Source organism: Porphyromonas gingivicanis JCM 15907 (assembly GCF_000614585.1).
GTDB lineage: Bacteria > Bacteroidota > Bacteroidia > Bacteroidales > Porphyromonadaceae > Porphyromonas > Porphyromonas gingivicanis.
In genome coordinates this window covers 271,953-298,268 of record NZ_BAKX01000002.1, presented here as the reverse complement: position 1 = coordinate 298,268, position 26,316 = coordinate 271,953, and the positions used below count along the sequence as shown (strand labels likewise).

At 41.7% G+C, this 26,316-nt stretch carries 24 protein-coding genes and 1 pseudogene; 8 read left to right on the top strand and 17 right to left on the bottom strand.

Going from position 1 to position 26,316, the window contains the following annotated elements:
- Positions 1-105: 105 nt before the first annotated feature.
- Complete coding sequence (gene ftcD, locus JCM15907_RS03445; RefSeq protein ID WP_025842728.1) at positions 106-1,011, bottom strand: glutamate formimidoyltransferase; 906 nt, start codon at positions 1,009-1,011, stop codon at positions 106-108.
- A 196-nt stretch (positions 1,012-1,207) separates the two neighbouring features.
- Here ftcD and JCM15907_RS03440 point away from each other — a divergent pair, with 196 nt between their 5' ends.
- From JCM15907_RS03440 to JCM15907_RS03430, 3 genes are all read left to right on the top strand, one after another.
- Complete coding sequence (locus JCM15907_RS03440; RefSeq protein WP_025842727.1) at positions 1,208-2,365, top strand: DNA polymerase III subunit; 1,158 nt, start codon at positions 1,208-1,210, stop codon at positions 2,363-2,365.
- 95 nt (positions 2,366-2,460) lie between these two features.
- Positions 2,461-3,441, top strand: a complete 981-nt coding sequence (locus JCM15907_RS03435) for a YeiH family protein (protein WP_025842726.1) — start codon at positions 2,461-2,463, stop codon at positions 3,439-3,441.
- 77 nt (positions 3,442-3,518) lie between these two features.
- The gene (locus tag JCM15907_RS03430; protein WP_025842725.1) at positions 3,519-4,457 is read left to right on the top strand and encodes a cation diffusion facilitator family transporter; all 939 of its coding nucleotides are present in this window, start codon (positions 3,519-3,521) and stop codon (positions 4,455-4,457) included.
- 171 nt (positions 4,458-4,628) lie between these two features.
- Here JCM15907_RS03430 and gcvP read toward each other — a convergent pair.
- The 4 genes and pseudogenes from gcvP to JCM15907_RS03410 all read right to left on the bottom strand — a co-directional run bounded on the left by gcvP (position 4,629) and on the right by JCM15907_RS03410 (position 10,047).
- Positions 4,629-7,518: pseudogene (gene gcvP / locus JCM15907_RS10520) on the bottom strand (aminomethyl-transferring glycine dehydrogenase).
- A gap of 4 nt (positions 7,519-7,522) precedes the next feature.
- Complete coding sequence (locus JCM15907_RS03420; RefSeq protein WP_025842724.1) at positions 7,523-8,176, bottom strand: MBL fold metallo-hydrolase; 654 nt, start codon at positions 8,174-8,176, stop codon at positions 7,523-7,525.
- 25 nt (positions 8,177-8,201) lie between these two features.
- On the bottom strand, positions 8,202-8,840 hold the full coding sequence (rsmG, locus tag JCM15907_RS03415) for a 16S rRNA (guanine(527)-N(7))-methyltransferase RsmG (RefSeq protein ID WP_148297448.1): 639 nt from the start codon (positions 8,838-8,840) through the stop codon (positions 8,202-8,204).
- A 583-nt stretch (positions 8,841-9,423) separates the two neighbouring features.
- Positions 9,424-10,047 (bottom strand): porin family protein, encoded by a 624-nt coding sequence (locus tag JCM15907_RS03410; protein ID WP_025842722.1) that lies wholly within the window; start codon positions 10,045-10,047, stop codon positions 9,424-9,426.
- A gap of 370 nt (positions 10,048-10,417) precedes the next feature.
- Between JCM15907_RS03410 and JCM15907_RS13310 the strand changes: the two genes are divergently transcribed.
- Entirely contained in the window at positions 10,418-10,981 is a 564-nt protein-coding gene (locus tag JCM15907_RS13310; RefSeq protein ID WP_242396788.1) for a beta-eliminating lyase-related protein, read from the top strand.
- On the top strand, positions 10,906-11,799 hold the full coding sequence (locus JCM15907_RS13305) for a tryptophanase (RefSeq protein WP_242396787.1): 894 nt from the start codon (positions 10,906-10,908) through the stop codon (positions 11,797-11,799). The genes JCM15907_RS13310 and JCM15907_RS13305 overlap by 76 nt, the downstream gene beginning before the upstream one ends.
- A gap of 348 nt (positions 11,800-12,147) precedes the next feature.
- On the opposite strand, the gene cas2 is transcribed toward JCM15907_RS13305, so the two are convergent.
- The 10 genes from cas2 to JCM15907_RS12815 all read right to left on the bottom strand — a co-directional run bounded on the left by cas2 (position 12,148) and on the right by JCM15907_RS12815 (position 20,921).
- The gene (gene cas2 / locus JCM15907_RS03400) at positions 12,148-12,411 is read right to left on the bottom strand and encodes a CRISPR-associated endonuclease Cas2 (protein ID WP_025842721.1); all 264 of its coding nucleotides are present in this window, start codon (positions 12,409-12,411) and stop codon (positions 12,148-12,150) included.
- Positions 12,411-13,427, bottom strand: coding sequence for a type I-B CRISPR-associated endonuclease Cas1b (cas1b, locus tag JCM15907_RS03395; protein WP_025842720.1), 1,017 nt, complete (start codon positions 13,425-13,427; stop codon positions 12,411-12,413). Before cas1b ends, cas2 begins: the two co-directional genes overlap by 1 nt.
- On the bottom strand, positions 13,424-13,936 hold the full coding sequence (cas4, locus tag JCM15907_RS03390; RefSeq protein WP_025842719.1) for a CRISPR-associated protein Cas4: 513 nt from the start codon (positions 13,934-13,936) through the stop codon (positions 13,424-13,426). Before cas4 ends, cas1b begins: the two co-directional genes overlap by 4 nt.
- Positions 13,937-13,999: 63 nt before the next feature.
- Positions 14,000-16,495: a CRISPR-associated helicase/endonuclease Cas3 gene (locus JCM15907_RS03385; protein ID WP_025842718.1), complete on the bottom strand. Its 2,496-nt coding sequence runs from the start codon at positions 16,493-16,495 to the stop codon at positions 14,000-14,002.
- A complete protein-coding gene (cas5, locus tag JCM15907_RS03380; protein WP_025842717.1) occupies positions 16,480-17,193 on the bottom strand; it encodes a CRISPR-associated protein Cas5 in 714 nt (237 codons plus the stop codon). Before cas5 ends, JCM15907_RS03385 begins: the two co-directional genes overlap by 16 nt.
- On the bottom strand, positions 17,190-18,134 hold the full coding sequence (locus JCM15907_RS03375; RefSeq protein ID WP_025842716.1) for a type I CRISPR-associated protein Cas7: 945 nt from the start codon (positions 18,132-18,134) through the stop codon (positions 17,190-17,192). Before JCM15907_RS03375 ends, cas5 begins: the two co-directional genes overlap by 4 nt.
- 20 nt (positions 18,135-18,154) lie before the next feature.
- Positions 18,155-19,315, bottom strand: a complete 1,161-nt coding sequence (locus tag JCM15907_RS03370) for a hypothetical protein (protein ID WP_025842715.1) — start codon at positions 19,313-19,315, stop codon at positions 18,155-18,157.
- Positions 19,312-20,118 carry a hypothetical protein gene (locus JCM15907_RS03365; RefSeq protein WP_025842714.1) on the bottom strand — a complete coding sequence of 269 codons (807 nt, stop codon included), beginning with the start codon at positions 20,116-20,118 and terminating at the stop codon, positions 19,312-19,314. The genes JCM15907_RS03370 and JCM15907_RS03365 overlap by 4 nt, the downstream gene beginning before the upstream one ends.
- Before the next feature lie 25 nt (positions 20,119-20,143).
- Positions 20,144-20,353 (bottom strand): CRISPR-associated endoribonuclease Cas6, encoded by a 210-nt coding sequence (locus JCM15907_RS12820; RefSeq protein ID WP_051522355.1) that lies wholly within the window; start codon positions 20,351-20,353, stop codon positions 20,144-20,146.
- Positions 20,354-20,498: 145 nt separating this feature from the next.
- Positions 20,499-20,921 carry a hypothetical protein gene (locus JCM15907_RS12815; RefSeq protein WP_051522354.1) on the bottom strand — a complete coding sequence of 141 codons (423 nt, stop codon included), beginning with the start codon at positions 20,919-20,921 and terminating at the stop codon, positions 20,499-20,501.
- Positions 20,922-21,227: 306 nt separating this feature from the next.
- Here JCM15907_RS12815 and JCM15907_RS03355 point away from each other — a divergent pair, with 306 nt between their 5' ends.
- The 3 genes from JCM15907_RS03355 (at position 21,228) to JCM15907_RS03345 (ending at position 24,454) form a co-directional block, all read left to right on the top strand.
- On the top strand, positions 21,228-21,725 hold the full coding sequence (locus tag JCM15907_RS03355; RefSeq protein ID WP_025842713.1) for a hypothetical protein: 498 nt from the start codon (positions 21,228-21,230) through the stop codon (positions 21,723-21,725).
- A gap of 206 nt (positions 21,726-21,931) precedes the next feature.
- Positions 21,932-22,513, top strand: a complete 582-nt coding sequence (locus JCM15907_RS03350; protein WP_025842712.1) for a hypothetical protein — start codon at positions 21,932-21,934, stop codon at positions 22,511-22,513.
- Between the two features lie 90 nt (positions 22,514-22,603).
- A complete protein-coding gene (locus tag JCM15907_RS03345) occupies positions 22,604-24,454 on the top strand; it encodes a choice-of-anchor D domain-containing protein (protein ID WP_025842711.1) in 1,851 nt (616 codons plus the stop codon).
- A 118-nt stretch (positions 24,455-24,572) separates the two neighbouring features.
- Here JCM15907_RS03345 and JCM15907_RS03340 read toward each other — a convergent pair whose 3' ends face one another.
- Positions 24,573-25,220: an aminotransferase class IV gene (locus tag JCM15907_RS03340; protein WP_025842710.1), complete on the bottom strand. Its 648-nt coding sequence runs from the start codon at positions 25,218-25,220 to the stop codon at positions 24,573-24,575.
- A 45-nt stretch (positions 25,221-25,265) separates the two neighbouring features.
- A complete protein-coding gene (locus JCM15907_RS03335; RefSeq protein ID WP_036885397.1) occupies positions 25,266-26,279 on the bottom strand; it encodes an aminodeoxychorismate synthase component I in 1,014 nt (337 codons plus the stop codon).
- Between the last annotated feature and the right edge of the window lie 37 nt (positions 26,280-26,316).

Genomic DNA, 26,316 nt, shown 5'->3' with positions numbered 1-26,316 from the left:
TTTTTTCAGATTTATCCAACAAAAAGAGGAGAGAGACCCTCGTCTTTGAAGTTTAACTCCCTCCTCTTCTTTTTTATCAATACACCCTAAACTAAACTTGGGTTATTACTCCATCATTCTTAGTTCGAGGATTTGATCGTGCGAGAAGTTTTCTATGCCCAAATAGTACTCGGCACAATCAATCAGAGCAGCCATAGGAAGAAGCCCAATTACTTCACTACCGATGATTTCCACCCCATAGCGTTTAGCTTCCATACGTACCATTTCGTGTGCACGGTATACAGCCGTCTTGGTATAATCTGTAAGGTTCATAGAAACCTGTGCTACCTTACGGTCGGTAAGCTCCACACCCATAGCCTTGCAGAAGCGGAGTCCACCACCCAAGTGACGTACTTTTTTGGCAATGGCATCGGCAATAGCTACATCGCTGGTATTAAGGTTCACATTGTAAGCGACCAAAGGCATACGAGCACCCACTGCTACACAACCAGCTGTAGCGTGACGATCTGCAGGTCCAAAATCGGGTTTCCATTCTGCTTCGTGTACCTTCTCTGCCATGCCTTCAAACTCTCCCTTGCGAACTTTTGCCAAGTTCTCACGATGAGGAGCTGTAGCCGATTTTTCATAGAGGAATACAGGGATACCATATTTTTCACCGATGATTTGTCCCACTTCGCGAGAGAGTTCAATAGTTTCTTCCATCTCCATATTACGGATAGGGATAAAGGGAACTACGTCTACGGCTCCCATACGAGGGTGCTGACCAGAGTGCTTTGTCATGTCTATAACCTCAACAGCTACGCCAATCGCTTCGAGAAGAGCCTCTTTGAGAGGTTCAGGTTCGCCCACTACGGTTACCACAAGGCGGTTGTGATCTTCGTCATTGCTATAGTTCAATAGCTTTACTCCGTTACGAGTGCGGAAGGGGTTTACGATTTTCTCAATCTTCTCTCTGTCACGCCCTTCGCTAAAATTGGGCACACACTCTACAATCTTGGTTAGATTAGCCATGTTTCTTATTTGATTTAGTGAATATCTGTTCTATAAAAGTCTTCCTTCCCTTTAAGAAAGGAATTTATACTCTATATTTTTTTCCTGAGTGCGAAGTTAGTACTTTCTTTAGAGCTTTCTATCTCTATCCTCAAAGAGAGTTTGTATCTTCGTACAAGAAAAATTGGTAGAAAATCTGAAAAAAGGGGAGGGAGGTATGCAGTTTAAGGATATAGATGGCTATGAAAGCCTAAAAGAGCATCTGCGCTCTATGGCACACTCTCGAAAAATACCCCACAACATCCTCCTAGAAATTCAAGATGGAATGCCTGGCATTGCTATGGCACTGGCATGGGTACAGTATCTCAACTGTCTTAATCCACAGGATGGGGACTCGTGTGGCACTTGTGCACAGTGCAAGATGATAAGCCAATTAGAGCATCCCGATGTACACTTTATATACCCTGTTATCGACTCTGCCGATGCCGAAACCCCTTCGGACAACTACTTACCTCAATGGAGAGAGATGCTCCAAAAACAAGGAGTTTACTGGGCAAGCGAAGAGTGGTTACAAGCCCTCAATCCCGAGAATAAACAGCCTATTATATATAGTAAGGATGCCTATGCCCTTGAACAAAAGCTACGTCTTACCATAGGGTATGCCTCTTATCGTTGCATCATTATATATCAACCTGACAAGATGAACGATGAGGCGAGCAACAAACTCCTTAAAACGATGGAGGAACCTCCCGAACGCACCCTCTTTATATCCGTCTCTTTCCGACCAGATTTACTCTTGGAAACAGTACACAGTCGTATGCAATCTATCGAGATGACTCCCCTCTCTAATGTAGAAATGAGGGCAGCCATTACTCGTTGGTCTCCCTCACAACTCGACAATAATAGGCTCAACAGCATTGTACAACGCTCGCAAGGACTGGTACTTAAAGCAAAAAGAATACTCGACAACAAGAATGCTGAGAAGAAATACACGACCTACTTCGATATGCTTACCAATGCAATGCTCAACAAAGAGATTATTGTATTCCGCACACTCAGCGAACAGTTACACAAAGAGGGGCGAGCCGTAGCAATCAATATGATTGAATATTTCGAGGAGTGCTTCCGAGTATTACTGCGTGAAAGTGTAGCTCCAGGCGAGATAGCCCAACGTTCGTCGGACGAACAGCGACTGCTCAACCGCATCAAAGTATGTGTTACACCTCAAAACATCCAGCATCTTTACAAACTTTCGGAACAAGCCATCCGCCATATAAGAGGCTATGTATCGCCTAAGATGGTGCTCTTCGACACATTTATACGCTATACGGCTATTTTCTCTATCGAGCTTCGTAAACAGCAAGTGAGACCATAGGAACGCTCAGGTGCGTTTACCTCTCGCCCCCTTTCTATACAATAATATCATATAAAATAGTGATATTTGCACCGAAATTGAGATGGTCATTACCTATGAAACAGTATATACAACAGTACAATCGCCTCCTATATAGAGGCATTGTAGTCGCACTTATCCTCTTGTTATTAGCCAGTTATACAACTCTCCCTACCGATATTTACAGTTGGGTAAAAGCTCCCATCGTACTACTCATCGGGCTGCTTTTTGCCTTTTTCTTCGGCACTCCTTACAAGAAATTCAATAGCAAAGCCTCAAAAAAACTCTTGCAATGGTCTATCATTGGCTTAGGGTTCGGTATGAACTTACAGGAGTCTCTTTCTTCTGGCATCGGAGGAATGAGTTTTACTATTCTATCGGTTGGTCTAACCCTCGTGGTAGGTATGCTCATTGGAGTTAAATGGCTCGGAGTAGATAGAAAGACCTCTTACCTCATAGCCTCGGGTACTGCCATCTGCGGAGGTAGTGCTATTGCAGCCGTAGGCCCCACTATAAAAGCCAACGACGAGTCTATGTCTGTTGCTTTGGGGTCGGTTTTTATCCTCAATGCCATAGCTCTTTTCATCTTCCCCTCTATCGGTTCATTCCTCTCTCTGGGGCAACACGACTTCGGCACATGGGCTGCCATAGCTATTCACGACACCAGTAGCGTGGTAGGAGCAGGTGCTACCTACGGCGAAGAAGCTCTACAAACTGCTACAATGATTAAACTAACTCGTGCTTTGTGGATTATCCCCGTGGCATTTGTCTCCTCTTTTATCTTCAAAGAAAAAGGAAGCAAAGTACAAATCCCTTGGTTTATACTCTACTTCGTTATTGCCATACTTATCAACACCTATCTACTGACCGATTATCCACAAATAGGGAAAATAATCAGTGGCATAGCCCGCAAGGGGATGATATTGGCGATGTTCTTCATCGGCGCTACACTCTCGCCTCAATCACTCAAAGGCATAGGATTGAAACCTTTCTTACTTGCCGTTTCTCTCTGGGTCATAGTCAGCGTTTCGAGCCTTTGTGTTATATATTTTCTCTAAGACACAAGAAGAGAAAATACTTCGCCCTTTTTGAGAAAATTCTCCTCTAAACAGTTGTAACAAATAGGGAAAAATAAATGAACGTTTCGGGGCATCATCGCAAGAAAAAGATCTTGGGTGTCGGTGCAGTAGGTACTCTCTCCAACATCCTCCTTACCGTACTCAAATTAGTAGCTGGTATTGTAGGCAATAGTAGTGCTCTAATAGCCGATGCTGCCAACTCTCTTTCCGATTTGATAACCGACATAGTACTCTTTGTACTCGTACCGCTTTCCTGCCGCCCCTCCGACAAGTGTCATAAGTATGGGCATGGCAAATACGAGACATTAGCTTCTGCTATCATAGCTTTCGGTATGATTGTGCTGGGTGCTATTCTTTTGGCAGAGTCGGTAAATGTAGTCTCCGATGTCATCTACCACCAAAGGGAGATTACTCCCCCAGGAACAATAGCCCTTCTTGTAGCCTTTTTTACTCTCATCTTTAAGCTAACTCTATTTTTCTACACTCATAAGAGAAGCGAGCAACTCTCCAGTTCGAGCCTTCGAGCCAAAGCCTTTGATCACCGCAACGATGTCTTTACCTCCTTGGCGGTACTAATAGGCGTTGGGGCTGCTATTCTTTTGGACGCTCGTTGGGCTATTTTAGAACCGATTGCTGCGGGAGTTGTTAGTCTTATCATCATCTACACAGGGGGGATGCTACTCGTCCCCGCCTTGGAAGAACTATTAGAAAAAAGCATTCCTGAGCATCAAGAGAAAAATATCTGCGCTATACTTGACGAAGAACCGGCTATCCTTAGCTACCATAAGCTCTACACTCGACGCATCGGAACAAGATATGCCATTGAAGTAGATATAAGGGTCAAAGGCTCTATGAGCGTAAGAGCCGCACACGATGTAACAAAAGAAATCGAAGACCGCTTGCGTCTTTGCTTCGGTCCGCAGACGCACATCATCGTCCATGTAGAACCACAGGAAGAGAAAGACCGTGACGAAGACTTCGTGCCTTTCGAATAATCTCTTGCCTCTCCCTCTACATCTTCTAAAACTTATGCTCAATAACCTCTAAAAGGTTCTTAGAGAAACACGAAAAACTCCCTCTGTCGGCACAAAGCTAACAGAGGGAGTTTGCTATTGTTTAGGCATTTACAGCCCTACACGATGTACCTAACTCCGTGCAGGAATATATTACTTGCCCTGCTCCTCTTTGAGTTGAGCGAAAAAGCCTTCGCAATCGCACATTGTAGGGATAAGGTTACGGTCTCCAAATCCGTTATCTACACGTGCCACGTTTATCCAAAACTTGTTATCGAGCAAATAGGGAAGGGCAAAAGCAGCCTTACTACGAGGGTAGCTGTGCTTCCATTCGTCGGCAATGACCTCATACTGTGGGTGAGGAGCATTCTTCAAAACGTTGTCTACCTTATCGGCCTTACCTTCTACAATCTCACGCGTTTCTTGATAGATACAATCCATCACATCGCAGAAACGATCCAACTCGGCCTTACTTTCGCTCTCGGTAGGCTCAATCATCAATGTACCATGTACAGGGAACGATAGCGTTGGAGCGTGATAACCGAAGTCCATCAAACGCTTAGCAATGTCGCTCTCGTCTACACCACACTCCTCTTTCACCTTACGACACTCCAAAATCAACTCATGTCCTACTCGCCCTGTGGTCCAGTGTAGAGTATGCCGTAGGTATCCTTAAAGCGTGCTGCCATATAGTTGGCATTAAGAATAGCCATAGCTGTAGCTTGACGCAGACCTTCAAAACCAAGTAAACGTATATAGCTATAAGTGATAATGGCTACACCAGCACTACCATAAGGAGCAGCAGATACCTGATTGAGGTCGTCCTCAAAGCGAATAACATGCTTAGGCAAGAAAGGTGTTAAATGTTTGGCTACACAGATAGGTCCCACACCCGGACCACCACCACCATGAGGTATGGCAAAAGTTTTGTGCAAGTTCAAGTGACATACGTCAGCACCAATAAAACCGGGGTTAGTGTAACCGACTTGAGCATTCATATTAGCACCGTCCATATACACCTGACCACCACAGTCATGAATGCGTTGACAGAGGTCTACGATATTGGTTTCAAAGATACCATGCGTACTGGGGTAAGTAATCATCATGGCTGCAATTTGATCCTTGTGCGCTTCGGTCTGAGCCATAAAGTCGTCCCAATCAACGTTACCACGCTCATCGGTCTTAATAATTACGCACTTATAGCCACACTGCACCGCACTTGCAGGGTTAGTTCCATGCGCAGACGCTGGCAAAATAACGATGTCTCGGTGTCCCTGTCCGATACTTTCAAGATAAGTACGGATGGTACGCAAGCCTGTGTACTCGCCCGATGCCCCAGAGTTGGGCTGGAGCGAAGTCGCATCAAAGCCTGTAATCTTTGCCAAGTAGTCGCCCAAGTTATCAAGCATTTCGAGGTAGCCCTCTACTTGATCATCGGGAGCGTAGGGGTGAATGTTACAGAAGTTAGGATTGCTCAAGGCGAAGAGTTCGCTTGCAGCATTTAACTTCATTGTACAAGAGCCGAGAGAAATCATCGAGTGTGCCAAAGAAATATCTTTACGTTCGAGACGTTTGATATAGCGCATCAACTCTGTTTCTGTATGATAGCTATTAAAGACATCGTACTGGAGGAAGTCGCTGGTACGTACATTCTTGTCCGATACATATATCTTATCTTCACTTAACCCTTCAAGAGAGGGAACTTCTTTTCCTGCAGCTTCGGCAAAAATGTAACAAAGCACACCAATATCAGATGGGAGCGTTGTCTCATCAAGCTTACACCTACACACTTACCACAGGGGAAGTAGAAGAAGTTTACCCCACACTCCAAAGCAATTTCCTTAACACGCTCTACCGAAACAGAGTCGGGCATACGTACATGGAGCGTATCGAAAAATTCGACATTCTTTTGGAGATAACCGAGCTCGCCCAACTTCTCATTAAGAAAACCTGCATACGAATGGATGCGACGAGCTATTTGACGCAAACCTTCGGGGCCATGATATACCGCATAGAGCCCACTCATAGTAGCAAGCAATGCCTGTGCCGTACAGATATTTGAGGTTGCCTTCTCACGCTTTATATGCTGCTCACGAGTTTGAAGAGCAAGGCGGTAAGCAGGATGCCCGTAAGCATCTTTAGACATACCAATGATACGACCGGGGATTTCACGCTTGTACTCCATACGACAAGAGAGGTAACCTGCAGAAGGACCTCCGAAGTACATGGGGATACCGAAACGTTGAGACGAACCAAACACCACATCTGCACCCCACTCTCCTGGAGGTGTAAGGAGCACAAGGCTCATAAGATCTGCTGCCACAGCTACCGTAGAACCATTGGCTTTCGCCTTAGCTACAAACTCTTCGTAGTGGTGTACAGCTCCCTTCATATCAGGGTACTGAATCATTACCCCAAAAATATCAGGAGTAAACTCCAGTGTTTCATAGTCGCCAATTACGAGGTTCATACCCTGAGGGATAACACGTGTACGTATTACAGCCTGTGTACTCTTGAAAAGACGCTTATCCACAAAGAGTGTTTTAGCCCCCTCTTTCACCTGCGCACGTGTGCGCTCATTATAGAGAAGTAAAGCCGCCTCTGCCCCTGCGGTAGCTTCATCAAGCAGAGAGCAGTTGGTCAAAGGCAAACCTGTAAGTTCGGTAATAACAGTTTGGTAGTTAAAAAGAGCCTCCAAACGCCCCTGAGAAATTTCTGCCTGATAGGGGGTGTAAGAGGTGTACCATGCGGGGTTTTCCAACACATTGCGCTGGATAGGAGCTGGGGTAACGGTATCGTACCAGCCCTGACCGATGTAAGAAGTATAGGTCTTGTTCTTAGAACCCAACTCAGCGATATGCTCTGCAAGCTCTCGCTCAGTCATCGCTTCGGAAATATCTATTGATTCTTTCAAGAAGATATTCTCAGGATACACTTGGTGCATGAGTTCGTCTACAGAAGATACTCCTATTGCTTGGAGCATCTCTGGTAAATCCTTGTCGGAAATACCAATATGACGAGTAGAAAATTTTGTTGTGTCCATTTTTTTATCGGATATAGGGATTATTTTTATGAACTGAATCCATGTCGAAAGAGGGACCATGCCCTGAATAAACTTGTGTAGTAAGAGGTAGAGGAAGAAGCTCTTCTTTGATGCTCTTTATCAGCGTTGTGTAACTTCCGCCAACAAGGTCGGTACGCCCAATATCTCCACCTACAAAAAGTACATCACCCACAAAGAGCAATCCATCTACTGGTTCGTAAAAGGCAATATGCCCCGGAGTATGTCCCGGTACAAATAACACCTTGAGGGTGGTAGCTCCTAAAGTAAGTTCATCGCCCGTATGCAATGGGGCGTAGGTGGGTTGAGGGCGCACTTCGGCATCGGGAAACCCAAAAGAACCGAGTTGCTGAGGCAAGGGGGGCATCTTCTGAATCTCCGTTTCGTGCGCCATAGGAGTAAGCCCATATTGTTGCGCCGCAAAAGCAGCCCCCCAACAATGATCGAAGTGTAGATGGGTAAAAAGAAGTAACCGTGGGGTTACTCCCAACTGCTCAACGGCTTGCACCAAGCGCTGCTCCTCTGCTGTATTCATACATCCACAATCTATAATGGCAGCCTCTTGGGTGGCCTTATCCACAAGTATGTAGGTATTCTCTTCGACGTAATTGAAAGTAAGTTGATGAACAGATGTCTGCATCTCTAAATCGTTGCTAATTATAGGGTTAAAGGGGCAGATAGACTACTTTTTTCTCTTTGAAATAGGGGTCTGGTAGGAAAGGATACAAGTCTTCTTCCATAGCTCTCTTAGCGAAAGAAGAAAGCTCTCCCTCTAAATTGCCCCCTTTGAGAGCAATAAAACCATTGGGCAGAGCATTGAACTGCTCTTTGCTCACAAGGTGGCGACTCAACTTGACCAACTCGGCAAGAGGCATCGTAGCACGCGTTACCACAAAGTGGCACTGCTCTTTAAGAGCCTCTATACGAGTATGATGTGTAGTTACATTGCGCAAACCGATAGATTGAGCCACACTCTCTGCCACTTTCACTTTTTTGCCGATGCTGTCTACCAAGACAAAATCTACCTCGGGTAGCATAATAGCCAGCGGGATACCGGGAAATCCTCCTCCCGTACCTACATCAATAACTTTCGTTTTAGGGGCAAATTTGAGTATTTTGAGTACACCTAAAGAGTGGAGTATGTGGTGTAAATAAAGATGTTCTATATCCTTACGAGATATAACGTTTATCTTGCTATTCCAATCGGTGTATAGCTCCCAAAGGGCCTCCAGTTGCTTTCGCTGCACATCGGTTATATCTGTAAAGGTGGTACTTATGAGTGCCAGTTCTTCCTGTGGTGTCATACGTTGTCTCGTCTATTATATAGAGCGCTCTTTTTTCTTCTTGTAGTCTATCCTTTTGAGTGTATTACAAAGGATTTTCTCTACCATTGTAAAAAGACTTTTCCAAAGCGTAGAGAAACAACATCGTATAGCCCAAAGGCACTTAGCACATTGCCCTCTATGCGACTACAAATATACACCATTTTCATATAGATATTCTCAATATCTCAAACCTTTTAGGTTCTCTGTTCGGATAGTGAATAACAAACAGAAGCATATCTTAACGACACTCCCCAAAAGAGCGTTACTCAAATACCCAAGCGAAGCCGAATATCAACAATAATATCGCTGTATAGAGGAGAAAGCAAACGTCTCTAAAAACCTCCGCTACATAATTAGACAACAGAACCCTCTGTGCAAACACCTAAAAGGATTAATGGTTTTACATCAAACGATTAACCCTTTCATCGCCAACCATTATACCTATTGAAAGCCCTACACAGTCTCTACAACGCAACATACTAAAAAAATATGGACAGCCCATTACAGACTATCCATATATCGACCCCCAATAGAGAGAAAAGGGGGTATAGCTTAGTGAATGTTAGAAACGCATCCCAACACCAATCATATAACTAACATTATTCAAAGAAACATCTGTTTTTTTCTTTGACATATTAAACAAACCTCTCTCATAACCAAAGTTGAGGTAATATCGATCATACCCCAAGGCTAAAGAGGTTCCAATCCCCATATCGAATCTGGATATTTCGCTTTCCGTTTGAAAAAGGGGATTGGTCTTTTTTGTCGAACCTATTTCTCGAACGGCAGTGCCGAAAAGAGCAAAACCCACATAAGGACCGACCTCTACCGACACATTTAACTTGTTACCCAAATCTATGCGATAGCCTGCATTGATGGGTATTTCCAAATAATGAAATCGCATGGTAAGAGTCGCTGGTACTGTAAGCTGAACTGTATTCTTGAATCCTTTTATGCTGTATGCCAAACCTGGAGCTACATAAAAGCCCTTACTAACAGCAAATTCTGCGGCACCGCCGACTCTCAAACTGGGTAACAAGCCCATGGGAGTACTGCTTGATTTGGAGAGGAACAGCCAATCCGAAGCCATAAAGTTTACATCTGCTCTAAAAGAAGGTCCTTTCTGTGCCCAAGAAGAAGCCACAGAAGCGAGCATAATCATCGCTACTAAAAATACTTTTTTCATAAATCTATTATTCCTATAAATTATTCTCGACTATATATTCGTTCCAGCCCTTACCCTTTTGGCAAGCAACTCTCTTTCAACGCTGCAAATATAGTCTGTTCTGTAAACACCTACAACCAAACATCAATTTCTGTTGTCAAACGTGAATTAAAATCCCCATCTATTACTCTTAGAAAAGGGACTTATCCTGCACAAGACAAAACTAAATCAACCAATAGCAGAGTCGTCATTTGCATATCTGATAATAATACGTATATTTGCACTGCACCATATAAGTGTAGAACTATTAAGGTTTATTCCGGGCGAATACACCTTTTTGGTCTGATTTTTGTGGTGTATAGATTAAATAACAATTAAGTGTAAGTATATTATGATTGATTTCAGCAAGTATCCTGCAGAGCCATTTCGCATCAAAAGTGTAGAACCCGTAGCTATGATCTCTCGTGAAGAGCGTCTCAAAGTAGCAAAAGAGGCAGGTTACAACACCTTTTTAATTAATTCAAAGGATGTATACATCGACCTCCTTACTGATAGTGGGACCAATGCCATGAGCGATAGACAATGGGGCGGTATGATGATTGGAGATGAAGCCTACGCAGGTAGTCGCAACTTCCACCACCTACAAGAAGTGGTACAAAAGCACTTTGGTTTCAAGTACATAGTACCTACCCATCAAGGTCGTGGAGCAGAGAACTTGCTCAGCCAAATAGCTATCAAACCTGGTCAGTTCGTACCCGGTAATATGTATTTTACCACTACTCGCTATCACCAAGAGCGTAACGGTGGTATTTTTGTAGACATCATCCGTGACGAGGCTCACGATGCGACCTTAGATATCCCATTTAAGGTAATATCGACTTGGCGAAGCTCCAGAGAGTTATCGACGAAAAAGGTCCTCAAAATGTGGCTTATGTATGCCTTGCCGTTACGGTAAACCTTGCAGGGGGGCAACCTGTTTCTATGGAAAATATGCGTGCCGTACGTGAATTGACCAATAAGTATGGTATCAAAGTATTCTACGATGCTACTCGTTGCGTAGAAAATGCTTACTTCATCAAAGAGCAGGAAGCGGGCTATGCCGATAAGACCATTAGCGAAATCGTACACGAAATGTTTAGCTATGCTGATGGCTGTACCATGAGTGGGAAAAAGGATTGTTTGGTAAATATCGGTGGTTTCTTGTGTATGAACGATGAAGAACTCTTCCAAAATGCCAAGGAACTCGTAGTAGTTTATGAAGGTATGCCCTCTTATGGTGGTCTTGCAGGTCGTGATATGGAAGCTATGGCTATCGGGTTAGAGGAGTCTATGCAGTATGAGTATATCCGTCATCGTGTACTCCAAGTACGTTACCTCGGCGAACGTCTTAAAGAAGCAGGCGTACCCATTATTGAACCCGTAGGAGGTCACGCTGTATTCCTCGACGCTCGTCGTTTCTGCCCACATCTTACCCAAGAGCAGTTCCCCGCACAGAGCTTGGCTGCCAACCTCTATATAGAAAGTGGAGTGCGCAGTATGGAGCGTGGTATCGTTTCCGCAGGTCGTGATATCAATACAGGAGAAAACCACAAACCTAAGTTGGAAACCGTACGTTTGACCATTCCTCGCCGTGTGTACACCTACAAACACATGGACGTAGTAGCAGATGCAGTTATCGACCTCTTCAAACACAAGGAGCAAATCAAGGGCTTGCGCTTTGTCTATGAGCCTAAGCAACTCCGCTTCTTTACCGCTCGCTTCGAAGAAATCTAACAAAAGAATATATCCCTCGTTTACAAAGCCCTCCTCTTTTTGGGAGGGCGCACAAAAAAAGCCGAGTAACTGTAAAGTTGCTCGGCTTCCTTTTTAGCTTTTAATAAAGAGAGGTTATTCCGTGTTTCATCCCTCCAACAAACCCAAATAAAGAGCGGTGTAGAGCTTCTCAAAAAAGGCAGTCAAAAAGCCTCTCTCTCGAAAGACATTGGAGTATGGAGAGTGTAACACAAGGCGCAGACGTTGAGAAGAAATGAAATATACAGAAGGACATCTTTGAAGACGAGACGACGACAACGAAACAGAAACCCCATTATGCAATAGAGGCAAGGAGGTTTCAACTGAGATTCAGAGAAAAATATCCGTTGCTCCTCTTTCCTTTCCAATAATCTCTTTGGTAAGCCAACGCTCCTGTCGAGAAGAGAAAATAATAAGACTATCTTCCTTTTTATCCATAATCTCCTCGGCTGAGAGTTTTAACTCTTTCAACTTAACATCGGTAATTTCTCCTTCAAATACAGAGTTTTGAATCCAGTTGAGATACTTTCGGCAGAGTTTGAGCATTTTAGCAACTCGCTTCTCCTTAATATCGTAAACCAAAATAATATACATTACCAATACATCTTAAAGGGTTGATACTCCTCTAGACCTAATAAATCTTTGCCCAGTTTGTAGCACTCCAATTTAACCAAGTGTTTATAGCTCACCGAGCGATTGAGTTTGCGATGCTTGATAGTCTCCTGCAGTCGCTCTTCGAAGGCTTGTACAAAGAGCTTTTTACCACTATTATTGAGGATGCAACGGTTGAGCTGTTTGTCGAAATGCTTCTCTTGGATGATACGCTTATTCAGCACCTTGAAGATAGTTCTATCTACCAATATCGGTTTGAAAATTTCAGCAATATCAAGACAGAGAGAGTACCTTCTCTCACCAGGAGAGTGCAAAAAGCTAATAGTCGGATTGAGTTGCGTTTGATGAATTGCCTTCAAACAGAGGGTATAGCACATCATATTACCAAAAGAGATGAGAGCATTCACCTCATTCTGAGGTGGTTGTTTACTTCTTACCCCCATCTCAAAAGAGTCGATAATCGTATCAAAAGCCTCGTAGTATATCTGTCGTATATTGCCTTCAATACCCATTAATGCCTCAATGGAGGTAGAGGTCTCTATACAAGCAGTATATTTGTCAATAAGCTCCATCATAGAGAGAAGTTCCTTACCTCTCTTATTATAGTAGGAAAGATTCTTCTGTATATTAAAAGAGGCTCCTGCAATGAACTTCTGTGCTAACTGAAGGCGTTTCTTTTTGTTCCTATAAGCCGAAGTCTGGGCTAAAAGCATCTTGCCCGAAAGAAGGGAGTCACGGGGCATAAACGAACCCGTATAATTCTCATAATAGTCAAAAAAATGGACTACTACCCCTCTCTGACCAAGGAAATTATACAAACTACTATTGGCTCTTAATGAGCCAAACACGTAAAGCTCATCGATATCTTCAATGGGAAGGTAACGAGGAGCACTGGGCGTATATCTATTCTCTTCCAACTCCTCGTAAGGGGTAAATTTAAGCGTGTTATCTTTACGCTCCAATTCCCCTGGATTAAATAGGTAGTAACTTCTTTTCATACTTCTTCTTCTCCACAGTAACAAAAATCATAGTAGCTACAGTTGCGACAAAAACCTTTCTTAGCAAGAGGCGGGCACTGCTCATTCGAAACAATTTGAGCTATCTCCTGCTCCATTTCGACGATAAGCTCTCTTTCTACATCGCTTAGAAAGACCTCTTCTCTCTTTCGAAGTGAAGGATATTCCAAAATACCCGAAACACCCTTTATCCCATTGCGTTCGAAAACGTAGATGTAGTATTTGAGTTGCCACTCATGGGCCTTTTCTATCTTATTGGACTTCTTGATCTCATGTATGATGCGATTTTTAGCATCGTAAAAATCGACCTTAATGCCCTCGATAGCTACCTCTTCATATTTTTCGGAGCGTTGAGGGTAACTATTCTCATGAATCAATTTACCCTCGTAGACGAGATCTGAGTTCTGTTCAAAGTAAATATGATTGGAAAAGAGCCACAGCTTTCTGTGACAAACCTGATAGTAATTGAAGTGTGTCCCTGTGATTATCATGGTAATATGCTCTTAGTCAGCTCTTATTAAGGTGTATTCATAACTACTTAAAAAGAGAGGGGGTTACAAGATAAATCCCTCATTGTCTAAACGTATTCCCCTTTCGAAAGAGTAACATCCTCTATCCAATTTATATAAACTAAAGTACGACCTCGAGTTACCTAATAGAGGTTGGGGGTTACCTGGATAAATACGTATCTGCACAATTTGAGAAGCCATTTTTTTGAGAAGAGAGGCTATTTTTCTCTTCTGCCTACGTATATCTTCCCAATTTGTCGTATCGCCTCCTAAAAGAGAAGTGAGCTTATCCTCTTCTTCAAGCAATCTCTCAAATTGATCATCTTGGTCATTTTGAGGCACGAAGTATTGATGCTCCTCTCCAAAAGACTTCTCATCAATGAGTCGGAAGCCACCTATCTTTCTATACATACATTGGCGTATGTCTTCTATAAAGTCAAAGTCAGGGTTGCTGTTATCCTTATTTTTAGGACTCCAATGTTTGGCGAAATACAACTCTCGTTGGAGCTTATCGAAAAACCTCTTTTGTACTTCAAACAAATCTTTCTCTTCCCAACTATCTCCTCCCTCTAACGCCTCTTTTGTAAACCTCAAGAGTTCTCTATCTCTTCCTCTATATATCAGTTCTGCTCTCTTGCACTTATTCCGAGTCAGTTCGAATAGCACCACTTTTCCCTTAGTAGGCATTTTCCCATTTCGGTTGCACCTACCTGCGGATTGCACCAGACTGGCAACTGTTGTAGCGTCTCTATACAAGATAGGGAAGTCTATATCTACCCCTGCTTCTATGAGCTGAGTAGAAACCACAATGATACGTTTTTTGTCTCTCAACCTTTCTTTGGCACAGTCGATTTTCAAGCATCTATCCGCTGGGGTAATATGAGTATTGAGTAAAAGCAACTCTTCTGAAGGAATATCTTCCAAAAGCTGTTTATACAACTCTTTGGTGTCATCAATCGTGTTAAGTATAACTAAGCACGAATCTTTCTCATTGAGGATTTCTTCTCTTAACCTCTCAGTCTCCCAAGGCTCGGATGCTTTTTGGATATGGTATCGGTCAAAAAGAGGATTTTCAAAGTGCTTCGGCTCCAATAAGGGAGCAGGAGCAGTATATCCAGAGAAAAATTCTTTTTTCTTATCGGGCATCTTTAGCTCCTTAGGCAGTTCAAAGTTGGGTTGAGTGGCTGTAGATATAATTGCATAACTATCAAACTTCTCGCAAAACTTAGTGAGGTAAGCTACGAAAAAACCATACAGGCGTGGGGGGAGTGCCTGTATTTCGTCCAAAAGGAAAATAGAGTTTGCAAAGTTGGGAAGCTTCAATAAATCTGCATTGCGATTGCTTAGTAACGTCTCGAAAAAGCGAACAAACGTGGTAATTATAAAGGGGTAAGAGAAAGTATTTTCCTTAAAGTCGATGAGGTTAATCTTGTCCAAAAGTTCTTTCGTGGGATTGTGTTCCCACTCTTGCTGCGACCTATTAAAATCCTTATTCTCCGATTTAGAATCTATCCGTTGTATGTACACTTCACATCCCTCGAAAATCTTGACTACTTCAGCCTCTACCTGCTCAGTAATTGAGAGGAAAGGAAGAGCATAAATAATCCGCTTAGGACCTTTCTGTTGCATAAATTCCGAAGCTAAAGAGAGCATCATAAGAGTTTTACCAGAGCCTGTTGGGGCTGTTAGCTCAAAGACTCTCTTTTCGGAGGTAAGCTTTTCATGAAGAGTTTGTACTGCCTCTCGACGTATCGATGTACGAAGACGATTTATCTCTCTCTCCTGACTCAAAGAGGAGAGATAATCTTCAAGTAATTGGGGGTACATCTCAGCAAAGTGCCCGCACTCCTTTTTCTGTTGAGATATGAAGTCTGAAAAGTTGGCAGCGTCTACCTTATCTGCCAAAAGAAGAGCCGAAAAAGCAAATTGATAGTCCAAAAAGAAGTCTAAAGGGTATTCATTGGTTTTATCCGAGAACCCCAACTTTTCTTTGAAATATAATCTTGCCTTTGGGGAATATAAGCAAGTCTGAAAAGGTTCTATAGAAGGGTAGAAGTTAACAATCAACTCTGAAAGCAGGAGTTTACCTCTATTGTCTTGATCTTCTTTATCACCTAAAAAATCAAACAGATTTTGAATTTCATCTTTAGATAGGAGTGTAGCCTCACTTCCATTGAGGGTAAAGTTGGGCAAATCAGTGTGATGCTTAGCTATAAGTACAGCAATAGCAACAAAATCATTGACATTCAGAGGATGCTCTGGATTGATAAATGTAGTTAGAAAATCTTTATTTCTTTGAGAGAGAATTGAACAAAAGAAAGCAAAAGCAGAGAGATAAGAGTGATTTGAATATCCTTTGCTTCTGATTTCCTCCAATTTTTGTTGAAAAAAAGGATTGCACTTGCCGACGTCATGAAACACTGCGACCAAATCCGCGACTGCGGATTTGGTTAGTTGATTAACGTTTGCTCTAACTCCTTTAATGTGGTCTATCAGGAGCTTTTCAGGATGAGACTTTAGACTACTTATATCAGATACCATGCACTCTCTTGCTCCACTTTTCCCTTATACGTATAATGAGGTCCTTCTACCGCTAACTTGTAGGAGGCTTCGGGATATACAATCTGGACATATCTCTCGGGCAAGTTCCAAAAATCATCATTCTGAAAAGTCGGCAGCTTATCAAAACCTACCCGAAAATCATTATATAGATTTTTCAGAATATGCTCATCGGTAGAAATAAAACCTTGAGTCTCAAACAATCCATTTTTACGCTCCGAAAAACATCCTTCGCTCCTAAATTGGAGATTAGCTGGGCAATTGTGCCAACCTAACACAGGTGGATAAATCGAATATTCTTTCTCTATCGACTCTTGAAAGGCAGAGTAAATAGCTTCCGATTTCTCTTCTTTTAGGGCCAATGCTACAAGAAATGAGGGATTTTTCAGGAACTCAAAATACTTCGGAGTCCCCTTTTCAGTCGGATTTATAGCAGTTTTACTTGTGAATCCCCAAGACAATTTTCTTAGAGGATTGATTAACTGCACTCCATAGAGTAAATCTTCTGAAAGTTGAGGATAGAGGCTTTTCATCTCTCTACGTTCTATTCCCAAGACTGCACCAATCACTCCAATTAAAGCGGTCTTGGTAATTAGATCGTGAGAGAGAGGGTTATTATTCGTTTCTGGTCTTTTGAAATGTGCCCACTCTCCCGATACTTCTAATAGAAAGCCTTTCATAACTCCATAAATTCAAACTTGGGTCCCTGCAAAAGTTTCTTTATTGCATCTATTTCTGTATAGTATTTTACCTTAGAAACCTTGTCAGAGTTAGCAACCTCTATCAAGCGGTGAAAATCAAGAGTATAGTCATCCATATTGCGGATATCTTCCTCTCTTTTTCCTTCATTAGGGTTGAGAGAGATCAATCTTTCTACTCCATATATTTTTCGATTAGCTTCGACATATTCAAGCTCTAAAAGAAGGACTGAATTCTGTCCGATTTTACTTCGAGAGTGGGAACTTCCGTCTCCACTTGTTCCATACCAAAGCCCTTCGTACATCAGCTTAATATCTTCTGAAGAGAGAGCTGTTGTCTCTGCAACTTTAGGATTTATCCATCCGTGGATTTGCACTAATGAATATGGAACAATCGTAGTTGTTCCTATAGACCCTTGAGCATTGCCTGCTTTGGAGGTAAAGTGTGTGGTGTTTTGATGCATTCTAAGGTCCACAGAATTTAGAGATGGGTTTAGTAGAGCGAACTGAACTGGCCCTGTAAACTGTACATGTCCGTTGGTGCACGTTTCTTTGCCCACTTTTATTTTTTTTGCATCATCTCCTAAGGTAGAAATTCCACCAAACAAACGTACATCAACTTGTTTTTTTAGAATCTCTCCAATATCTGTGAGTCCTTCGTCATTCCGATTAGCTACAATCCAATTAAGTACCCCCTTAGCATCTGTCTTTCCTACTCCTGTTTTTTCACTTACGTAAATAGGAAGCCCTTTTACATCCTCCAAATAAGAACGCACATAACGTTTCATACGCACATCGCTTACGAGAATCTTTTTGGTTTCCGTATCGTAACGTTGTTCTCCCGTAAAAGGGTCTCCATTAGGTATGTTGTACTGCGTTTCGTACAAGAATAGAATCTCTGATTTCTTTGTTATTGTATTCATTTCTAACTAAATATTGATTATTAAACATTTTCTTCCTCACTTGTTTCTTTGGTGGAGTTATTATAGGAGAAATAGCTTTCGAAAAAGCCAAAAGCACATATCTCCTTGTCGTACTGCTCCCTCAGCTCTTTTATTTTTTGGTCTAACTCACAAGAGTGCTTACGCACATACTTCATCTTATCGTGTAGAACGAGTTTCTCAACCACATCGTTTTTGAAACATATAAGGTCTTGAAGAGTCCCTATTCTACGCGTCAAGATACCCACATAGCTCTTCTCGAAAGAGTTTATCTCTGTGTTTAAATTACGAGCCATTAGCCCTAATAGGAGTCCTATTTGATAGCTCTCTGAATTTGTCATTTGCATATAATTGTCTGTTTTTGTGTTTCGGATTCTTTGCAAGAATATAAAATAGAACTTTAGTTGTTTGAAATGTGCTCGATTGCTTTTTTCCTCTCCATTTCGCACCGAAAATTCTATGTTTTGAATGAAAGCGGGCAAAAGTTGCCCATCGTTATAGTAGCTTTCTGTGTAGATTAAAGGTAAAGTCCTAAGTAGATGGGATTCATATTTATTACCATTGTTCTCCAATATTTGACGGAAAGCATTTGTCAAATAAATTGGCTTTAAAGAATTCTTTCCCTTTTCTGTATTAACCTCTTTCTCCCGTTCTTCATAAACCTGTTTGGCAATAGTATCTATTCTATCTTTTATTTGCCTCAATTTACTCTTCTGTATTCCCGATATTTCAATCAAATCTTTATCGGGAGAAGTGACTCCCCCTTGCTTGCAAAATATAAGATCAAAAGAGGTAACCTTCTCTTGAAGATCATCATCAATTTGAAATATAGACTCTGGGGGACTATTGTTTATAATTAGTTGAGCTTCACTTTCTGTCTCTAAAAAGCTCTCATAATCTTCAGCGGTTAGATTTTCTCCTCGAGGAAGGACTATAACCTTCACATCAGTACCTGAAATTCTTTTCCCTCTTTTGGCGTACTCCAAGGCAAAAAATAGATTTCGAATACCCTCTTGTTGAAAAGATTGAGACTTATATCTACCTACAAGAGAGAAGCCAGGAAATTGAATATCATTCTTTTTATCACCAGAGCAAAGCGTCTTATAGAGTGTCTTTTTTAAGACCAATCCATGGAAGGTACTATCCGTATACTCTGCAATCATTTTTTCATCAACGCAGATAGCACCCCTTCAAATTGATACCAATGTTTGGTACTACCAGGGTATTCAAAATGGATAAAAAGAGTGCAATTACTTACCTTGGAGAGAATCTCTCTCTGTTTTTCATCTAACACATCCGAAGAAATACCCAAAGCTTTTTTGTCATTATCAGAAAGAAAAGCTAAGTTAGCCCTAACCGAAAACTCTAATAGTTGTTTATCATCTCGAAGTAGCTCCTCAAGAGGAGTCTTTACAGCTTCTGAAAAATAATATTTTACAGAACTAGGGAACAATAGCATTTTCTCAATAAGTTCCTGGTTGTTGCCTACCATTCCTCGCATTTTCTCGAACTGCTGTAAAGTTTGAGAAGAAATCGAACTCTCCTCTAAAGTAGTATCCTCAGCCTGTTCTCTAAGTTTTTTCAGGATATCATCATAGTCTGGAATAGCTTTCTCAAAGGAGCTTTTTTCTCCTTTGTACAACTTGTAGTTACCACTTTCTGTAACCTCTATTTCTCCAGTTTTGGAGATTTTTGTTACTTTTTTATGATAGATATCTCCATAGAGAAATTTACCCGAAGTATCACTTTCAGAAGTCTTGAAATCTAAGTAGTAGAGTTGGTCAGTTTCTTTCTCTGGAGTTATCCGTGCCTTACTCCAATCTATCGAATAGTTTTCTTTGACGGGTAAAGTGATATAAAAAGCATCTGCCTCTCTTAAGCAAGACTTTGCCCGGCTAAAATGCTTTATCCAATTATCGGACTCTCTTAGAGCTTTTCCGATGGTAAGTATTGTGTCTAAACTCATATAATGGGGTTCTTTTATTGTTGAATTATAGTAGGCGGAGATAGCCAAAGCCTTGCGAGCATTGCTCTCCTATGCCACTTTCGTAGAGGATATGCATCAGTTCCACGGGAGCTTTGACGCGAAAACGACACATAAATCCTTTCACTTTTGTCTCGAAAGGAGTGCCCGCTTTGATGGTTATAAGGGCTGATTTGGGCGTATTTATCGGCTCAAATTGGAAGAAGTCTTCACCCATATAGGGTTTGTTGTAGAAAGCCTCATATCGGTTGATGAGCCGTAACGAATCGCTTCTTCGGCTCTTTCGTGCAGAGGGGATATGTATTCGGTGCTGCCATCGGGTCGGTGCACTCTTAAACAGATAGGAGAGAGTGTCTCAAAGGTCATTTCTGTAGAAAGAGGAGGAGGCGCCATTGCTCGATACGCTCTACCTTGAATTGCACCGAAGAGCGTCTATCCCCCACCTCAAACACTTGATTGGAGAATAGCCCATGAACGAACTTACTTGTGCTATTCTCGGGCAGGAAGGAAAGCTCCCACGAAACCTTATCGCTCAAAATCTCGAGCCTTGCACTCTCTTTGAGGAGTCTAAACTTTTCTACATTGAGGCGAGAGAAGCAGAAAAGTTTGAACTTCTTTTGATTGGCGAGTCCCGTAAAGCCATTGTTATGTAACCACTCCGTATAGGCTTGGTCAGAGCGAGAGAGTATTTTGTATATCACAGCCGAGAGTTCGTACTGATAGTTAAGGGGCAATAGATTGCCATAGGCAAATTTATTGACCTGTAAGGATATCTTAAATCTCATATAGATTCCAAAAGAATTCTTTTTTCATGAGACAAAGATACAAAATAGGGCTTGAATTGTAACGTATGTTAAACTACTCTATAATAAAGAAGATTATTCTCTACGTAATTAGAGTAACAAACTCTTTCACAAGCTCTTGAAGAAGATTTGTAAAACTCTTCTCTGAAAGTTTACAACATACGAATAGGGCACTCTTCTGTTTTGATTTTCCCAAATACCAATCCCTAATTTTGTGATATTACATTGATTTATTTGTACATTTGCCTGCGAAAAATAAGGAAAACAAGGACTACAATCTTGTTAATTTTGACATATAAAGAAAAGAAAACTCTACAGCAAATCCACAAACCTTATGACAAAAAATTTATTCCTCGTCGCTCTCCTCTCAGCGATGCTTCTATCTTTTTAACAGGTTGTAATAAGCCTAACAAAGAACCCATTAAAAAAGAAAATCCTTGGAAGCAATATGCCTATGGCGAATTACCCCAATTGGACTTCAACAAGTCGCCTAAAGAAATAAAAGAAGAGGAATATAAAATGGGAGCTCGTATGGTAACTCAACAAGATGAGTATGAAGGACAATCTCTCATTTTCAGTTCTTATCCGCATACAGGACTCGTGCTACGAAAGTATTTCTTCCAACAAAATCGGTTAGTAGAGGTAATTCAACTCATCCGTCCTCTATCGGAAGTAATCAAGTATGATGGAAAGGATAGTTTTACACTCAATACCACATTTCAAGAATGGGCCGTAGCGTGGGTTTTAACTTTAGCCGATCTCGGGTCAAAGACTACTACTTCTTGAACGAGGTGTCAAGATTGCAGATGGTAGTGCTACCCGCTCAAATTAACCCTAATGGAGGAGAAATTCTTGCGGAAATGCACTTCTTCATGCAAAAGTAGCGAAGTTTCGAGCACCTTCTGTTTAGGACACCTTGTCTTAACTCTCAATTAGGATACTTAATTCTTTAGAGAAAACATATTTACCCTAACATAAAAAACAGTACAATTATGAAGAAGATTTTTCCAATTACCTCTTTTGTCGCCCTATTTATGGCATTACTTGCTTGCAACAAGCCTGTCTCCGAACCACAAAAAGAAAAAGAGAATCCTCAAAATCAGATTATCCTAAAGGCTATTCCTAAAGCACCAATCGAATTGGGAAGTACGCTAACACAAGTAGAAGAGGCTGAACAAAATCTCGGAAGTACCTTACTCGACAAGCAGGCTGCGGCAGGCTTCGTCGTTCTAAAGTATAAAACGACAGATGAAAAAATGCCTCTCAGAACCTATCTTGTAAAGGAGCAAGAAAACAATTTACTTATCGTAGGGCTTTACACTCTACCCAATGAAGCTGTTTGGAAAGAAGAAAACATACTACACCAAGAGATAATAGACCTTTTTGAAAAGGAAGGATATATCTATAACTGCCGTGTAGACCAAGACAATCAACATCATCACTATTTCCTCAAACCGACTGACACAAAGAAAGCCTCTGAATACATTGAATACTTAGTCGAACAGGAAAATAAAGAGGGCATTGTCTATACAACTTTCAGTGTTCGCATAACAGATTCGGTATATCTGCCATAACCTTTGAGATTCATACAATGCTCTTCTTTTTAGGAGAGCATCGTTATCTTTTCGCATTATCTAAAAACTCAATTAACAAAAACAATCACTATGATCCACAATATATGGAGACGTTTTATACTCCCTTTCATTCCCTTTTTTCTTTTAATCTCATTGGCAACTCCACTCTATGCTGAGGAAGTTACTATTACTATCACTCCTGCTGGCGATGTCATTGACCTTGGTAGCACTCGACTCAACACCTACTCTTCTCCACAAATCATACTCGTAAAAATTTCTCCTTTAGGAGGTTTTGATCACAAGTATACAGTAACATTCGAGAGTGCTCAGGCACAGGATTTCTATCACACTTATGCTTATTTTGATAATGACACCGAAACGGCTAAGATGATGATTTATCTAAATCCTAAAAGTATAGGTAAAAAAGAAGGCGCACTCCTGGTAAAACATGATGGTAACGAGGTGCGTCGTGTGAAAATAGTAGGTATGGGTATAGGAGACAGTCAGCCTGAATTTATCTCAGAAACAAAGCTCATCGAGTTTGGCACTATTGCTCCTGAAAAGTCTTACGAAAAGAGTATCTCTATTACCACCAAGAATAGTGGCACTAATCCTACGGCACAGATACGAGGGGTCAATGCTTCCGACTTTACCCTAACAGGGGCATTGCAACCCAATAAGGAAAATCAGACACTAACCATCACTCTCAATACAGCGACAGAGGGCGATAAAAAAGCCGAATTACTTCTTAAAGACGGAGCAACTGAGAGCATTATCCCGATTTCCGCTCATGCCCAATACCCAGCTCCCGTTTTAAGTACAGAAGTTGCAGCACTCTCTTTCCCCGACACCTATGTAGGAGCTACCTCAAGTCAAAAGTTAGAGGTAAATATGGCTAATATCCGTATAGCACCTATGATTACTATTGAGGGAGAAAACAAGGACCTCTTTACAGTCAAGGGAGAGTTGTCTTTAGGCAGTGATAAAGGGACTTTAGAAATAATTTTTACTCCCAAAGTAGAAGCACAAGTGGAGGCAACACTCAAAATCAAGTCTGGCACTGCCGAAATTAGCCTACCTCTTAAAGCATGGGGGTTTGAAGAGAAAAATGCCGTAATAGAGGTAACATCCGAACAATTAGACTTCGGAAACGTGTTGATACAAACCTATCAAACAGTTAGCACCAATGTTACTATAAAACATACTTCTGCAATTCCTACTCTCGAATTGGAGGGTACACACAAAGCAATGTTTTCGATTGTTTCCCAACCTCGAAGAGGCAGCTTTGTATTAGAGATAGAAAGTATTCCTGATAAGGTAGGTAAGTTTCAAGCAGAAGTCGTTATCAAGTTGGATAAGATTGAAAAACGTTTGCCCATAACCCTACTCTGTTATGCAGAGAATGCTCTGCTAAAAGTCAATAGAGAAAAAATAAACTTTGGCAATGCAACTATCGGTAAGCCTACCATAGAGTATGGTGTCGATGTTACCATGGAGCAACTGAGCGAAGATGTCTCTGTAACTATTGAAGGAACTCATGCCAACGAGTTTAAGGCATCTAAGAGTTCTCTCGAGAGAATTTCTCCAAAAGGGTTTGTGGGGGTTGTTTGTTCACCAACCTCCGAGGGGAGCAAAGTAGCCAAATTGGTACTTTCTTCAGGTAGTCATAGAGTAGAAGTAGCACTCAAGGCACAAGGGGTAACTTCAAATGCCGATATTTCAAGAGCTGGAAGCTCCCTTCAAGTGAGCAACAGCAATAGAGGCGAAATCGTGGTACGTGTAGCAGAAACAGGACATCTACTAAACATCTATTCGGCAGAAGGAAAAACTCTGATGCATAAAGTACTTGAAAACCAAGAAACAAGCTATTCGTTACCTCAAGGTACTTATATCCTCTACTACAATGGAGAATCTGTAAAAACGTTGGTTCGTTCAAATTAAAGAAACCCATGCAAACGACCTTTTTAGGTCCTGCATATTATACACTCTAAAAATCCAAAAGGGGGCTGTTCTCAAAATATATTTTGACACAGCCCTTTTTTATTTCTTCCTTGCAATACTATCTCTCCTTGACAAGATAGCTCCGTAATGGTTCAATAGACTCTATCGGAAAAAGAGGCATCTCTTCCAAAGGCATCATTGCATTGATAAATCCAACATGAGAATAGAGAGACAAGTCTTCGAGTTTTATCTGGCGCTCCTCTATCTTCTTAGATGCGAGCAGATGGGTTCTTTGCACACCCTCTAAAAGAGGAGTAGAAGGGGTGTAATAGATATCTCCTTGGAGAAAGAGTAGATTAGTGTAACTACTATCGGTAACAAACCCATTATGGTCAAAAAAAATCACCTCATCAGCTCCTGCATGAGCTAACAATAGCTCTAAAAAAGCACGATTGGTACTCTTATAAAAATAAGTATGGGAGGGCTTCAGGGGGGCTAACGAGAGACTTTTGATGATCTTCTGCTGATAAGGAATGAAAGAAATCTGCTCTATCTTTTCTCTATAAACTACGCGACACTTAGTCAATCCTTCTCGACAGTCATCAGGGCATAACTCCTCTAAATCGGGCAACTGTATAAAAGGGAGCATATGGTCTCTAAGAGTGCGCTCCACACGAGCTTGATGTAGAGAGAGTAATTGAGGAACTCCTCCCCTTAAGGCAATGCTCTCGAAGAAGGGGTACTCTGTCGGGGAACCTGTTTTCATAAAGAAAATTAATTGTAAGAACAAAGGTATGAGAGAAAAGATTCGTTAATGAAAAGGAAGGTAAATCTTCTGAATAACCTCTTCATACTCCTCTTTTGGGGAACTATTGATGGTAATCCCTCCGCCACTTCGGAAGAAGGTATCCCCCTTCTCATCCTTTTCGATAAAACGAATAAGAACGCCCGAATCGACAGAAGAGCCATCGAAATAGCCGAAAACTCCCGTATAGTACCCCCGACTCTCCTGCTCTGCCTCATGGATGGCTTCAAGGGTCGCTTGCTTCGGAGCTCCCGATATAGAGCCTGCGGGGAGTAATGCCTGAAATATATCGCCCAAATGCTCTAAAGCATTGTCTGAAAGATCTGCAACAATACGCGAACTGACCTGTAGTAACTCGCCTCGCAATGTAGCAACTCGGTCGATATAGCGAAACTCTTCGACCCGCACATTAGTCCCTATGCGCGCCAAGTCGTTGCGCATAAGATCGACAATAGTATAGTGTTCGGCTGTTTCCTTATAATCATTGCGTATGACCTCTTCAGCATCGGGAAGAGAGGCATCTATCGTACCCTTCATGGGGCAGGTTTCAATTCTTTTACCTCCCTCAGAGATTGCCACAAAACGCTCAGGCGAAAAACAGACAAAGCGGTCACGGAGAAGCAATTTATAGGGAGCAGAAGCCCTTCGGTAGATTTGTTCCAGAGAGAAAGGGGTAACAATGGGCGTTTTAAGGGTTAGATTGGCAAGAAAGGAGTCGCCTCGTTGTAATGCTTTTTCTATACGCTGATATTTACGTAGATAGGCACTATAAGAGATGGGATGTAGCTGAAGCATCTCCTCAGTAGCATAAGTTCTTTCTTCCTCTTGAGGGCAAGGAAGACCATTACTAATAGCTCCTACTTGAAAAAATATATCGTTCTGCTGCAGAGGATGGGGCAAGATAAACCCCTGCTGTAAGGCATAGTCTACGGCAAAAAGATAGGGCGTACCCGACGCCCCTAATTTATTCATGCTTTCAAATACGCTACGGACCTCTTCCGACACATGTACCTTTTCCATACTATTATAGTTTCTTTTCTACTGCATGGTATTTTCG